A 13,345-nucleotide genomic window follows, 5' to 3' on the forward strand; every position below is an offset into this window, starting at 1 on the left:
GTTGACGGTCACGGGTCCATGACTATGCAGGCTGCGCTGCCTGGGCTAACGGCGTTACGGCTTTCTGGTTGAGCACTCCACCAAGCGGGTTGTTCTATTCCCCGAATAGTCAATTCGTCAGCTCGGCGAGGCTGCCCAAACGTGCATTGACCCAGGCAACTCGGCGCTGCTAGACAAATAATCCGTCGATATCTCGGCGTAGCATCACTATCGAAAGGGCCGCAGCCTGCCATGGACGAGAAATCGATCTCAGCTGCCGTCAGCCAGTACGGCACCCCGTGCTACCTCTACGACGAGTCCTTGATCAGGCGGAATGCCGAACGCTTCACCGGCCTGGCCTATCCGGACAAGGCGGTCCATTTCGCCTCGATGGCCAACAACAACCCCGAGCTGCTCAAGCTCCTGCACGGGCTCGGAATGGGGATCTTCGTCAACTCGGCGCGGCACCTCAAGCTCGCCATGGACTGCGGGTTCGCCCCCTCGGAGATCATCTACACCTCGACAGGGGTGCGCCGCTCCGACCTCGAGCTGATCTCGAAGCTGGGCGTCGCGGTGAACCTGGACTCCCTCGGTCAGCTTGAGCTGTACGGCTCGATCGCGCCGGGCACCAGCTGCGGCATCCGGCTCAACATCGACGAGAACTCCCTCGGCAACGTCTTCATCGGCGCGGAGAGCCGCATCGGGCTGCTGGAGAACGAGCTGGAGCTGGCCGCCAAGATCGCGGACAAGTACCAGCTCACCATCACCGGCACGCACGTCTACCTCGGCACCAACATTGTTTCCCTGGAAACGATGATGCAGGGCGTGGCTCGTACGCTTGAACTGTCCGATTTCTTCCCCGATCTCGCCTACGTCGACCTCGGTGGCGGCTTCCCGGTGACCGAGGACGGAATCGAGGAGTTCGACTACGCCAAATACGACGAAGCCATCAGCAAGATGTTCACCGCCTATTCACAGAAGCGATGTCGTCCTATCAAACTGATCCTGGAGCCCGGTCGCGCGCTTTTTGGCGATACCGCGGTGTTCTGCACCAGCGTGCTGGATGTGAAGAACCGGCCGGACCGGTCCCTGGTCTGCGTCGATTCCAGCGCCACCCTGATCCCCCGTTCGCTGTTCTACGGCGAGTTCCATGAGGTGAGTGTGCTGGGCCGATCGGGCGAGGCGCCCGCGGACCGCCCCGCCGACGTGGTCGGTTCCACCACCTACTCCCGCGACTTCCTGGCCAAGGGCGCGCCGTTGCCGCAACTGGCCACCGAGGACGTGCTGGTCTTCGCCAACGCGGGCAGCTACTGCTATTCGATGATCACCCAGTTCCTCGGCCAGGACGAGCCGAGTGAGGTGCTGGTGCACCCGGACGGCTCGCACACGCTGATCCGGAACCCCGAGCGTGGCTGAGCGCTGGACCGTCGAGGAGATCGCCCCTGGTGAGCGGCACTGCCACCGGGTGACCGATGAGGTCGTGGTCCTCGACAGCGAGTTCCAGCGGATCGAGGTGCTGGAGACCCAGGCCTACGGACGCGGGCTGTTCCTGGACGGGCGGATCCAGCACGTGGCCGCGGATGAGTACATCTACAGCGAGTCGATGGTGCACCCGGCCATGCAGCTGCTGGACGGGCGGGCGGCCAGGGTGCTGTGCGTCGGCGCCGGTCCGGGCGGGATCGTGCGCGAGCTGCTGAACTACCCCGGCGTCGGCGAGGTAGTGCAGGTGGAGATCGACACCACCGTGGTCGACATCGCCCGCGAGCACCTGCCCGACGTGGGCACGGAGTTCCGGTCGGACCCGAGGTACCGGCTGGTGGTGGCCGACGCGCTGGACTACCTGGCCGGCGGCGGCGAGCCGTTCGACCTGATCGTCAACGACCTCAGCGAACCCCTGCCCGGCAGCCCGGCGAGCAGGTTGTTCGCCGCCGAGGCGATCCGGCTGGTGCGGTCCAGGCTGAGCGGGCGCGGGCTGTACGTGTCCTGGTGCGGGTCGGTCGGCCCGGTCTCGGCGGAGTTCGCCGCCCGGATCTTCCAGGTGATCGAGCAGGTCTTCGGGCAGGCACACGGCTACCTCAGCTACCCGCAGTCCTACGGCACGGTCTGGCTGACCGGCATCGGCGCGGTCGGCTCGGTGGACCCGCTGGCGCTGAGCCCGGCCGAGCTGGACCAGCGGCTGGCCCGCACCTGCCCGGCGCCCACCCGGCTCTACGACGGGCAGACCCACCACCACATGTTCCTGCTGCCGAAGAACGTCCGGACCGCGCTGCGCGCCCCGGTCGCGGATTCGGCCGCTCCCATCGAGCTGCTTGTGGAGAGGCTGTGACGAGAGCAGCGCCGGAGGACTTCGCCCTGGTCGCGGAGCTGTACGACCAGGACATGGCCGGCAACAACCTGGTGCACGACCTGGTCTACCCCCGGGTGTACGGGCCGGGTGAGTACATCGGGCAGTTCAGCGACAACAGCGCGTCCGAGCTGCGCGCGCTGGCCGCCGCGATGGACCTGGCACCGGATTCCGCGGTGCTGGACATCGGGTGCGGCACCGCGCCGGTGGCCGCGTTCCTGGCCGGTGAGTTCGGCTGGCGGATCACCGGCATCGACGTGGCGGCCAGCCCGTTGCGCAAGGCGGCGCAGCGGCTGACCGAGGCCGGGCTGGCGGACCGGGTCTCGCTGGCACACGGGGATGTCTACCGGCACGGGTTCGCCGCGCCCTTCGACGGGATCTACGGCACGGGCGCGTTCTGCCACTTCGATCCGGCGCGGTTGTTCGCTCGCTGCCATGAGTTGCTGCGGCCCGGCGGGCGGCTGGCGTTCATGGAGCGGGTGCGCACCGGGGAGCTGTCCGAGCAGGAGTGGCGGCAGCTCACCGTGGAATGGGCCTGCCCCACGGTGAACACGGTGCCGGAGTACCGGGAAGCCTTGTCCGGGGCCGGTTTCGCGGTGGACGTGGTGCAGGACCTCACGCCCACCTTCCGGGACTGGCAGGACCGCTCGGTGATCGTCCGGCACGAGCTGAAGGCCGAGATCATCGCGCTGACCTCGGCGGAGTACTTCGAGACCAGCGTGCGGCTGGCCGACTACGAGAACGCGGTGACCAAGGCAGGCAAGCTCGGCTATGCCCTCGTGACCGCGACTGCTCGATGAAACCGTTGTGGGACAAGCAGATCGAGGAGTACCTCGGTCCTGCCGAATGTCACGTGCACGCGGTGCGCTCGGTCCTGGTGACCGGGCGCACCGCCCGGCAGGGCTTCGAGATCGTCGAGCTGGGCGGCTACGGCCGGGCGATGGTGATCGAGGGCAGGGTGCAGTCCACCGAGGCGGACGAGGCGGCCTACCACGAGGCGTTGCTGCTGCCCGGCTACTGCCTGCTGCCGCACACCCGCCGGGTGCTCTGCCTCGGCGGGGCCAACGGCGGGGTGCTGCACCGGCTGTGCGCGATGCCGGAGCTGACCTCGGTGGTGCAGCTGGACATCGACCCGGAACTGCACCGGCACTCGCTGACCCACCTGCCGCACATGCACCGCGGCGCGCAGCTTGATCCGCGCTGCCGCCTGGAGTTCGGCGATCCACGCACCCTGCTCGGGCAGCAGCCGGGCGGCTTCGACCTGGTGCTGGCCGATCTGCCGGACGCGGTCGAGGGCTCGCCGACCCCGGCCCTGTTCACCCGCGAGTTCTACCGCCAGATCAAGGCGAGACTCGGGCCGCACGGGGTGTTCGTCACCCAGGCCGGCGCGGCCAGCTTCCTGGACCCGGAGTTCTTCGCCAGCGTGGCGCACACCCTGCGCTCGGTGTTCCGGCACGTGCTGCCCTACACCCTGACCGTGCCCGCCTACGGCATTCCCTGGGGCTTCGTGCTGGCCAGCGACGGCCTTGACCCGGCGACGCTGACCGAGGAGCTGATCGAGCGGCGGCTGGCCGAACTGAAGGCGGAGCCGGAGTGCTACGACGCGGCCACCCACCGGCACATGACCGCGTTGCCGCTGCGGTTGCGCCGGGCACTGGCGGCGGCCGGACGGGTGATCAGTGATGCGGACACCCTGGCCGTCCGTGTTTGATCGGCGGCGCACCGGAAACAGGGGGAGAACATGAGTCAGCAGACCGCCGTGCGCGGTGCGGGCCTGGCCGGGATCGGGCTGGGCATCGGCGCGAACCTCATCTGGGGCCTGGCCTTCCTGGTGCCGGTGCTGTTGCCGGAGTTCTCCCCGGTGGCGGTCACCCTGGGCCGCTACGTCTGTTACGGCCTGCTCTCCGTCGCGTTGATCGTGTTCACCGGCACCCGGCTGCGCGGGCATTCCTGGCCGGTCTGGCGCTCCTGCCTGCTCTTCGCCGTGACCGGCAACGTCGGCTACTACTTCCTGCTGGTCCAGGGCATCGCGCTGGTCGGGGCGCCGGTGGTGGCGGTGATCATCGGCACCCTGCCGGTGACCGTGGCCGTCTACGGCAACCTGCGCCGCCGCGAGTTCCCCTTCCGCAGGCTGGCCCTGCCGGTCGGGGTGATCCTGCTCGGCCTGGTCGCGGTGAACCTCAGCGAGATCGACTGGTCCGGCCTTGGCGGTCGCTCGCTGGGCGAGCAGCTGCTCGGGGTGGGCTGCGCGGTGCTGGCACTGGCCATGTGGACCTGGTTCGGGGTGGCCAACGCGCACTTCCTGCGCACCAACCCGCAGGTGAGTTCGGCGGACTGGTCCACGCTGATCGGCATCGCCACGCTCGGGCTCTCCGTGCTGGCCGCGCCGCTGCTGCTGGTCACCGGGGACGCCGTCGGCCGCGGTATCGGCGCCGACTCGCTCTGGTACCTGCTGCTGGGCAGCCTGGTGCTCGGCGTGCTGGTCAGCTGGGGCGGCACCCTGCTGTGGAACCAGGCATCGAGCAGGCTGCCGGTCTCGGTGGCCGGTCAGCTGATCGTGTTCGAGACCATCTCCGGCCTGGTCTATGTGTTCCTGGCCAGCGGCAAGACCCCGCCGCTGCTGGGCGTGGCCGGGATGGCCGTGGTGCTGCTGGGGGTGCTGATCGGGATCCGGCAGGCCCGGACCGCCTGAGTCTCCAGGCGGCCCGGGTCCGGCTCACTCGCCGGAGCGGGCGTGCGCGTCCAGCACGTAGGAGATCGCCTCGGTGATCCGCCGGGCGTAGTCCAGGTGCAGCGACTCATCCGGCACGTGCGCGTTGCTGTCCGCGCCCAGCGCGCCGGTGACCACGAACTGCGCCGCCGGGTACGCCTCGTGCAGCAGGCCCATGAACGGGATGGAGCCGCCCTCGCCGGTGGCCTTCCAGCCGGCGCCGAAGACCTGCTCGCCCGCGGTGTCCAGCGCCTCGCGCAGCCACGGCCGCAGGCTCGGCGCGTTCCACCCGTTGGCCGCCTCGACCTTGCCGAGTTCCACCTGGGCGCCGTAGGGCACCTCGGTGGTCAGCGCGCGGCGCACCGCGGCCAGCGCGGCGTCGGAGTCCGCGGTCGGGGGCAGCCGGAAGCCCAGCATCAGCGTGGTGTGCGGGCGCAGCACGTTGCCGGCGTCATCCGGCACCGGCAGGCCGTCCGCGCCGATGATCGACAGCGTTGGCCGCCAGGTGCGGTTCAGCGCCAGTTCCAGCTCGTCGGTCGTCACCGGCTGCATGCCCGGCATCAGCGGGAACAGGCTCAGCAGCAGGCCGGGGAAGACCGCGAGCGCCTCCTTGGCCTCCAGCACCCGCTCGTCCGGGATCTCCACGTGCAGCTCGGGCAGCCGGACCTGGCCGGTCACCGAGTCCTCCAGGCGGTCCAGCAGCTGCCGGATGACCCGGAAGGAACTGGGCACCACGCCACTGGCCGAGCCGGAGTGCTGGCCGGACTCGAGCACCCGCACGGTGAGCTGGGTCTGCACCAGCCCGCGCAGCGAGGTGGTCAGCCACATCCGCTCGTAGTCGGCGGCGCCGGAGTCAAGGCAGACCACCAGGGTGACCGCGCCCAGCCGGGCGCTCAGGTGCTCCAGGTAGGCGGGCAGGTCAGGGCTGCCGGACTCCTCGCCGGTCTCCAGCAGCACCACGCAGCGGCCGTGCGTGCCACCGGCGGCGAGCAGGCCCTCGATCGCGGTGACCGCGGCGTAGCCGGCGTAGCCGTCATCGGCCGAGCCCCGGCCGTAGAGGCGGCCATCGCGCAGCACCGGCGTCCACGGGCCCAGGCCCTCGGACCAGCCGCCCACCGGGGGCTGCTTGTCCAGGTGGCCGTAGAGCAGCGCGGTGCCTGCCTCCTCGGTGCCCGGCTGGGCGGGCAGGTCGAGCAGCAGCAGCGGGGTCCGGCCCTCCAGGCGCACCACGTCCACGGTGGCGCCGGGCAGTTCGCGGGCCACCAGCCAGCGGCGCACGTGCTCGACCGCGGCCTCCAGGTGGCCGTTGCGGGCCCAGTCGGGGTCGAAGGCAGGCGAGATGGCCGGCACGGAGACCAGTTCGGACAGGCTCGTCAGGACGTCGTTGTCCCACCGCGAGCGGACGGTGTCAGTCAGTACGGCTCGATCCACGTCTCGATTCAAACACTAGATTCACTCCAATGGCACCTTGCCGCCACGCACCGGACTCACACGACTGATTACCTGCTCAAGGTGCGACAGGACCCGTTCACCCTCGGTGTGGCCTCCGGTGACCCCGAACCGGACTCGGTGGTGCTCTGGACCCGGCTGACCGGCGGGCCCGATCTGCCGCTGTCCGTGCCCTGGCAGCTCAGCGCCGATCCGGCTGGCGCCAGGGTGCTGCGCGAGGGGGTGGCCGACGCGCTGCCCGAGTGGGGGCACAGCGTGCACGTGGAGGTCGACGGCCTCGAACCGAGCACCGAGTACTACTTCCGGTTCCGCCACGGCAGGCACCTCTCGCTGACCGGCCGCACCAGGACCACCCCGCATCCGGTCGCGCTCGAACCCCTGCGGCTGGCCGTGACCAGCGGCGACGCCCTGCCCGCCGCGGCCGACCTGGTGCTGTGCCTCGGCGAGCACCGGCCTTCGGGCGCGGGTTCGGCGCGGGAGCGGGCGATGGCCCGGCTCACCCCGGCCGCGCAGCTGGCCAGGGCCAGCGCGCCGCAGGTCTCCAGCTGGGGGCCGGGTGAGCTGTCCGGGGAGTGGGTGGCGGCCTGCCGCGCCTACTACGAGCACCAGCCGCTGCGCGCGGCCTCCCGGCCCGACGGCGGGCGGATGCCGATCTACCGCAGCCTGCGCTGGGGCCGGTTGCTGGCGTTGCGGCTGGTGGACACCCAGCAGTACCGGCAGACCGGCTCGCTGCTGGGCGCCGGGCAGGAACGCTGGCTGGCAGGTGAGCTGGCCAGGCGGCGGCCGCTGTGGGACGTGGTGGCCGGACACGGTTCGGTGGCCGAACTGACCGGGGAACGGCTGGGCGCGCTGTGGCGGCGGGCCAGGGTGGAATCGCCGCTGGTGCTGCGTGGCGGACCAGGCCCGGCCGGCACCCGGCAGGTGGCCGGGGCGCCGGAGCTGGCCGTTGGCGTGGCCGGATCGGTGCTGTGCGAGATCGACGAACGTCTCTGGCGGGCGGGGTTCCCCGGACCGGGCGGCCCGGGGAACCTCGCGTTCCCGCGTCAGTGCGAGGCGACCGCCTTGAGCGAGGAGTCGCCCTCATCGGCGTGATAGTCCTCGCCCTTGGTCTCGTCGGTGCCGTTGAACACCTTGAGCTGGCGGGCGATCAGCGTGCCGACGACCGCGACCACCAGGTTCACCACCAGGGCGATGAACCCGACGTAGATCTGGGTCTTGGAACCGGCGAAGGGCTCCCAGCCCAGCAGCGACAGCTTGTCCAGGGTCAGCGCGGAGCCACCGAAGTGCGCGCGGCCCGCGGCCGGGTTCGGGATCAGGTACAGCAGGTAGAGGCCGTAGCCCATACCGGCCACCCAGCCCGCGACCAGGCCCCAGACGTGGAACCAGCGGGTGTAGAGCGCGATCGCCACCGCGGGCAGCGTCTGCAGGATGATCACCCCGCCGATCAGCTGCAGGTCGATCGAGTACGCCGGGTCGACGAAGACGATGAAGGCGACCGCGCCGAACTTGACCACCAGCGAGGCCAGCTTGGCCTGCTGCGCCTCCTGCTTGGGTGAGGCGTCCTTCTTCAGGTACTCCTTGTAGATGTTGCGGGTCCACAGGTTGGCCGCGGCGATGGACATGATCGCGGCCGGCACCAGTGCGCCGATGCCGATCGCGGCGAAGGCGACGCCGGCGAACCAGCTGGGGAACATCTGGTCGAAGAGCACCGGCACGATGGTGTTGGAGTCCGGCCGCCCGGTGGCGTTGTTCGTGATCGGCTTGGTGCCCGCGGTGAGGGCCACGTAGCCGAGCAGCGCGAGCAGGCCCAGCAGCAGCGAGTACGCCGGCAGCGCGACCATGTTCTTCTTGATCACGTTCCGGCCCTTGGAGGCCAGGATGCCGGTCAGCGAGTGCGGGTAGAGGAACAACGCCAGCGCCGAGCCCAGCGCCAGGGTGGCGTACTGGAGCTGGTTGTTCGCGTTGAGCAGCAGCGAGCCCTTTGGCGCGCCGCTGGGGCCCGGCTGGGACAGGATCTCGGCCGAGCGGTCGAAGATGGTGGTCCAGCCGCCCAGCTTGGCAGGCAGGTAGATGACCGCCACCAGGATCACGATGTAGATCAGCGTGTCCTTGACGAAGGCGATCAGCGCCGGGGCGCGCAGGCCGGACTGGTAGGTGTAGACGGCCAGGATCAGGAAGCCGATGAACAGCGGCAGGTGGCCGAGGAAGCCACTGCCGTTGAAGCCCATGGTGCGCAGCACCGCTTCCAGCCCGACCAGCTGCAGCGCGATGTAGGGCATGGTCGCGACGATGCCGGTGATGGCGATCAGCAGCGCCAGGATGCGCGAGCCGTAGCGGCCGCGGACGAAGTCGGCGGGGGTCACGTAGCCGTGCACCCTGGAGACCGACCACATGCGCAGCAGCGGCAGGAACACCAGCGGGTACAGGATCACCGTGTAGGGCAGCGCGAAGAAGCCCATGGCGCCCGCACCGAAGATCAGCGCGGGCACGGCGACGAAGGTGTAGGCGGTGTAGAGGTCGCCGCCGACCAGGAACCAGGTGATCCACGAGCCGAACTTGCGCCCGCCGAGACCCCATTCGTCCAGGTGGTCGAGGGTGTCACCGGCCTTCCACTTGGACGCCACGAACCCGAGCACCGTCACCAGCAGGAACAGCACGGCGAAGACGATCAGCTCGGTCCACTGGATGTTGTTCACGCCTTGTCCCCCTCATCCAGCTTGTCCACGTCGAGGCGGTCCGGCGCGGTGGTGACCACCGGCTCGTCCCTGGTCTTGAGGTAGACCAGTCCGACGCAGATGACGCCGATCGGCACGAAGAGGAACTGCGACCAGTAGAAGAACGGGAGGCCGAGCACCCGGGGCTCATCGAAGTTGATCAGTGGGGTGACCAGCATCAGCAGTGGCACCACGAGTAGCAGGTTCCACCAGTTCCAGCGCAGCCCACTCGGGCGCGCGGGTACGGGTGGTGACGAACCAGACGGCATCGAACTCCTCCGTTGTCCTCCCCCGCGGGCCTGCCACCGCTACGGTGACCTTGGCGGGCGCGGATGTGTCGCGGATGTTAGGCATGTGTGGCGATAGTCGTCATCGGGCAGCAGGAAAACCCTGTGTTCGAAGTGCCCGAATCGTGACCATCAGCGCACCAGCGGTGCGCAACGGTAGTCGGACGATCACGGTCAGCGAGGGGAGCCACGCATGCGGAAGGCCGCGATCCTGCTCGCGCTGTCCGCGTTGCTGGCCGCGAGCTGCACCGCGGGCCCGGCCACCGTGCCCGGCGAACCGACCACCGCGAGCACCGGCCAGAGCACCCCGGTGCGGCCAAGCGGGGTGCTGACCGCGCCACCGGAGGAGAAGCTGCCGGGGGTCGGCGAGTGCTTCGACTCCAAGGTGCTGGGCAAGGTCGCCTGCACCCGCGCGCACGACGCCGAGGTCACCTGGCTGGAGACGCTGCCGCAGCACCTGCCCAAGGCCTATCCGGACGACGCCACGCTGCTGGCCAACTCGATCCCCCGGTGCACCGAGAAGCTCACCGAGTACATGGGCAGCGAGGCCGCCCCGGCCAGCAGGCTGCGGGTGGCCGCGATCTGGCCGGACAAGTCGCTGTGGGCCAAGGGCCAGCACTACGTGATCTGCACCGTGGTCGAGGTCGGCCCGGACGGCGCCCCGGTCAGCCGCACCGGCTCGCTCAAGGGCGCGCTGCAGAAGGACTTCTGGGCCTACCAGCTCTGCACGGCAGGCTCACCGTCGAAGGCGGAGACGCTCGTCGGCGTGCCCTGCGACCAGCCGCACGTGGGTGAGGCGCTGCCCGCGGTGAAGAACCTGGGCAAGAGCACCGACAAGATGCCCTCGGCCGAGCAGTTGCACGCGAGCATGGACAAGCACTGCAAACAGGTCGTCATCGACTACCTGCTGGCCCTGGACGGCCGGCCGGACGTGGCCACCAGCTGGCGGGTGCCCTCCGAACGTGACTGGTCGGAGGGCTACACCGTCGGCACCTGTTTCGCCGAGACGAACAAGCCGGTCTCCAAGACCGTCCGCGGCATCGGCGGCCAGGCCGAACTACCGGCCTGACCTGCTCGGCAGACGCTCGTGGCTACGCGCGTCCAGCTCCGCCCCCGGTTCTTCCCCCCGCTGTGCCAGCAGGACCATCACCACGGCGGCCACAGCAAGCACGAGCATCGCCAGTCCGGCCACGGCACACCTCCCTTGTTGTCGCTGGTTTTCCCCTTACGTACTCCCCTGAAGACGCCCTGAGTGTGGTCCAGGTTCACTGCGCGCTCCACCGTTTTTCCCTAGCGTGACCATTGAGCGCCGCGGCTGTGACTTCCTCGTCCGCGGCGCCTTTCCTGAGGGGGAAACCGCATGAACGCAAGACGCAGGGCCACTGTGCTGACCGTCGCCGCCCTGTTGCTGGCCGCCCCGGCGGCCGCCTTCGCCACCGAGTCCACGTCCACCCCGAGCCGCTACCTCACCCAGCGGCTGGACTGGAAAGCCTGCTTCGACCAGGCCAACCCACCGCCCGGCCTGCCACCGGGCGGGACCGCGCTGGAATGCGCGCGCTACACCGCGCCGATGAACTGGCGCAGGCCGAGGGACGGCAAGGACATCACCGTGGCGATCACCCGGCTGCGCGCCACCGGCGCCCGGCAGGGCGTGCTGTTCACCAACCCCGGCGGCCCCGGCCAGGCCGGGCGGGCCTTCCCGCTGGACTTCCTGGCCACCGGCCAGCGCGCGGTGCTGGCCAGTCACGACGTGTACGGCATCGACGTGCGCGGCACCGGCGGCAGCAGCCAGGTCGCCTGCGCGCCGGAGCTGCCCCCGCTGCTGCCGGACTGGCGCGATCGCGGCCAGGCCAACCTGAACAAACTGTTGCAGGCCAACGAGGACATCGCCCGCGCCTGCCAGAACAGCGAGCTGGGCAAGTTCGTCAACACCGAGCAGACCGCGCACGACCTGGACCTGCTGCGCCACCTGCTGGGCGAGCGCAAGATCAACTACTACGGGGTGTCCGGCGGCGCCTGGCTCGGCCCGTTCTACGCCACCTACTTCCCGCACCGGGTGGGCCGGTTCGTGCTGGACTCGGTCGCCGATGTCACCTCGAGCTGGCAGGAGCTGCTCAACGACCAGGCCCGCGGCATGGAACGCCGGTTCCGGGTGGACTTCCTGCCCTGGCTGGCCCGCCACCACGACCGCTACGGCTGGGGCGCCACCGCGGCCGAGGCAGGCGCGAACTACGAGACCGTACGGGCCAGGATGGCCGCGAAACCCATTGAGCTGAACGGGAACAAGCACAACGGCGCGAGCCTGGACATGCTGATCATCGGCGCGCTCGGGCAGAAGGAGACCTTCCCCGGCCTCGGTGAGAGCCTGGCCCTGGTCAAGCGGCTCAGCGAGGGCGCCCCGGCGACGAGGTCCGCGACGGAGCAGCGCCTGGCCGATGACCTGCTCAAGCCGGACCCGGCCGCCCAGACCGGCACCGCGCTGTCCATCATCTGCAACGACACGCCCTACCGCGGTGGCAGGGCCGGGACCATCGCCGACTCCGAGCGGCTGGGCCGTCAGTACCCGCTGATGGGCTGGCACAAGATCATCCAGCAGTGCATGGCCTGGCAGCGCCCGGAACTGCGGCTGCCTGCCATCACCGGCCGCGGCCTGCCGCCGATGCTGCTGGTGAACTCGGTGCGCGACCCGCAGACCACCCTGGAAGGCGCCCAGCGGGCCCAGCGGGTGCTGCCCAAGGGCTCGCCGCTGCTGGTGGTCGCCGATGAGGGCGACCACTGGATGTACCTGCGCGGCTACGCCTGTGTGGACGCCAAGGTCAGCACCTACCTGACCACCGGCGCACTGCCGGCCAACGGCAGCACCTGCGCGGGCAACCCGCTGCCCGACCCGGCCGTCCCGGCCACCCCCCGGCAACCGTTCCCGGCCATCGGCTAACTCGCGCAGGCCAGTTCGCCGGCGTAGCCGCCGAGCAGGTGCGCGGACTCCGCGGGAGGCAGGGACAGGTGCTCCAGCACCTGCCAGGCCTCCCGCGCCAGGTCCACCTCGTGCGTGTGCTGCAGGAAGGTGTGCGTGCCCGCCACCGGAACCCGCACCAGCGGCGGCGCGTCGGCGAACTCCAGGATGGTCATCGAGCCGCGCAGGCCGGGGTGCGCGCCCCGGCTCAGCGGCAGCACCCGCAGCGTGACATTGGGCCGCTCGGCCAGCAGGCACAGCGCCTGCAACTGCCGGGCCAGCACACCCGGTCCGCCGATCGGCCGGTGCAGCGCGCTCTCCTCCACCACGCAGTGCAGGCTCGGCGGCATCGGCCGGGACAGCACCATCTGCCTGGTCATGGTGGCCGCGACCTGGCGGCCCAGATCGGGCTCGTGCAGCCGGTGGTCCATGCCGCCGAGCGCGGAGCGGGCGTACTCGGCGGTCTGCAACAGGGTGGGCACCATGGCCAGCTCGAAATCACGCACCACCGCGGCCTCGTCCTCCAGGCCGATCAGCTGCCGCAGGTCGGCTGGCAGCCGCGAGCCGGGGGCCTGCCACCAGCCCGGCGAGGCGGGCGGGCGCACCAGCGCGAGCAGTTCCGCGCGTTCCTCGGCAGGCACCTGGTAGAGCGTGAGCAGGGCGGTGACATCGTCCGCCCGCAGTCCGCGCCGCCCGGTCTCCATCCGCTGCACCTTGGTCACCGAGACGCCGAGGGCGATCGCGACCTGGTGCAGGGTAAGGCGATTGTTCTTGCGCAGGGCACGCAGCGCGGCGCACACCCGGCGGGTGCGGGTGGCGGGACCAGGACGTTCGGGCATGCACCTCACTGTGTCCCTTGCCACAGGGTCACACAAACCTGACTCGGGGCCCGGCGGACGACGCTGGCCA

The 13,345-nt window shown here is 70.2% G+C and carries 12 protein-coding genes; 8 read left to right on the forward strand and 4 right to left on the reverse strand.

Annotated features, from left to right (window positions below):
• Positions 1-231 precede the first annotated feature (231 nt).
• Genes HNR67_RS04905 through HNR67_RS04925 form a run of 5 tightly spaced genes read left to right on the forward strand, consistent with a single transcriptional unit; the run spans position 232 to position 5,015 of the window.
• Positions 232-1,395, forward strand: coding sequence for a diaminopimelate decarboxylase family protein (locus HNR67_RS04905; RefSeq protein WP_185000927.1), 1,164 nt, complete (start codon positions 232-234; stop codon positions 1,393-1,395).
• Complete coding sequence (locus tag HNR67_RS04910) at positions 1,388-2,305, forward strand: spermine/spermidine synthase domain-containing protein (RefSeq protein WP_185000928.1); 918 nt, start codon at positions 1,388-1,390, stop codon at positions 2,303-2,305. Before HNR67_RS04905 ends, HNR67_RS04910 begins: the two co-directional genes overlap by 8 nt.
• The gene (locus tag HNR67_RS04915) at positions 2,302-3,123 is read left to right on the forward strand and encodes an SAM-dependent methyltransferase (RefSeq protein WP_185000929.1); all 822 of its coding nucleotides are present in this window, start codon (positions 2,302-2,304) and stop codon (positions 3,121-3,123) included. The genes HNR67_RS04910 and HNR67_RS04915 overlap by 4 nt, the downstream gene beginning before the upstream one ends.
• A complete protein-coding gene (locus HNR67_RS04920) occupies positions 3,120-4,034 on the forward strand; it encodes a spermine/spermidine synthase domain-containing protein (protein ID WP_185000930.1) in 915 nt (304 codons plus the stop codon). Before HNR67_RS04915 ends, HNR67_RS04920 begins: the two co-directional genes overlap by 4 nt.
• Positions 4,035-4,064: 30 nt before the next feature.
• The gene (locus tag HNR67_RS04925) at positions 4,065-5,015 is read left to right on the forward strand and encodes a DMT family transporter (protein WP_185000931.1); all 951 of its coding nucleotides are present in this window, start codon (positions 4,065-4,067) and stop codon (positions 5,013-5,015) included.
• 24 nt (positions 5,016-5,039) lie between these two features.
• Here the strand turns inward: HNR67_RS04925 and HNR67_RS04930 are convergent, their stop codons facing one another.
• Complete coding sequence (locus HNR67_RS04930; protein WP_185000932.1) at positions 5,040-6,464, reverse strand: M20/M25/M40 family metallo-hydrolase; 1,425 nt, start codon at positions 6,462-6,464, stop codon at positions 5,040-5,042.
• A gap of 81 nt (positions 6,465-6,545) precedes the next feature.
• On the opposite strand from HNR67_RS04930, the gene HNR67_RS04935 reads away from it, so the two are divergent.
• Entirely contained in the window at positions 6,546-7,574 is a 1,029-nt protein-coding gene (locus HNR67_RS04935; protein ID WP_185000933.1) for an alkaline phosphatase D family protein, read from the forward strand.
• Here HNR67_RS04935 and mctP read toward each other — a convergent pair.
• The gene (gene mctP / locus HNR67_RS04940) at positions 7,526-9,178 is read right to left on the reverse strand and encodes a monocarboxylate uptake permease MctP (RefSeq protein WP_185000934.1); all 1,653 of its coding nucleotides are present in this window, start codon (positions 9,176-9,178) and stop codon (positions 7,526-7,528) included. The two genes, HNR67_RS04935 and mctP, sit on opposite strands and share 49 nt — an antisense overlap.
• The gene (locus HNR67_RS04945; protein ID WP_185000935.1) at positions 9,175-9,465 is read right to left on the reverse strand and encodes a DUF3311 domain-containing protein; all 291 of its coding nucleotides are present in this window, start codon (positions 9,463-9,465) and stop codon (positions 9,175-9,177) included. The genes mctP and HNR67_RS04945 overlap by 4 nt, the downstream gene beginning before the upstream one ends.
• Before the next feature lie 211 nt (positions 9,466-9,676).
• Here HNR67_RS04945 and HNR67_RS04950 point away from each other — a divergent pair, with 211 nt between their 5' ends.
• The gene (locus HNR67_RS04950; RefSeq protein WP_185000936.1) at positions 9,677-10,552 is read left to right on the forward strand and encodes a septum formation family protein; all 876 of its coding nucleotides are present in this window, start codon (positions 9,677-9,679) and stop codon (positions 10,550-10,552) included.
• A gap of 291 nt (positions 10,553-10,843) precedes the next feature.
• A complete protein-coding gene (locus HNR67_RS04955) occupies positions 10,844-12,418 on the forward strand; it encodes an alpha/beta hydrolase (protein ID WP_185000937.1) in 1,575 nt (524 codons plus the stop codon).
• Here the strand turns inward: HNR67_RS04955 and HNR67_RS04960 are convergent.
• Entirely contained in the window at positions 12,415-13,275 is an 861-nt protein-coding gene (locus tag HNR67_RS04960; RefSeq protein WP_185000938.1) for a helix-turn-helix domain-containing protein, read from the reverse strand. The two genes, HNR67_RS04955 and HNR67_RS04960, sit on opposite strands and share 4 nt — an antisense overlap.
• Positions 13,276-13,345 lie beyond the last annotated feature (70 nt).

It is taken from the genome of Crossiella cryophila, from assembly GCF_014204915.1.
GTDB classification, from domain to species: domain Bacteria; phylum Actinomycetota; class Actinomycetes; order Mycobacteriales; family Pseudonocardiaceae; genus Crossiella; species Crossiella cryophila.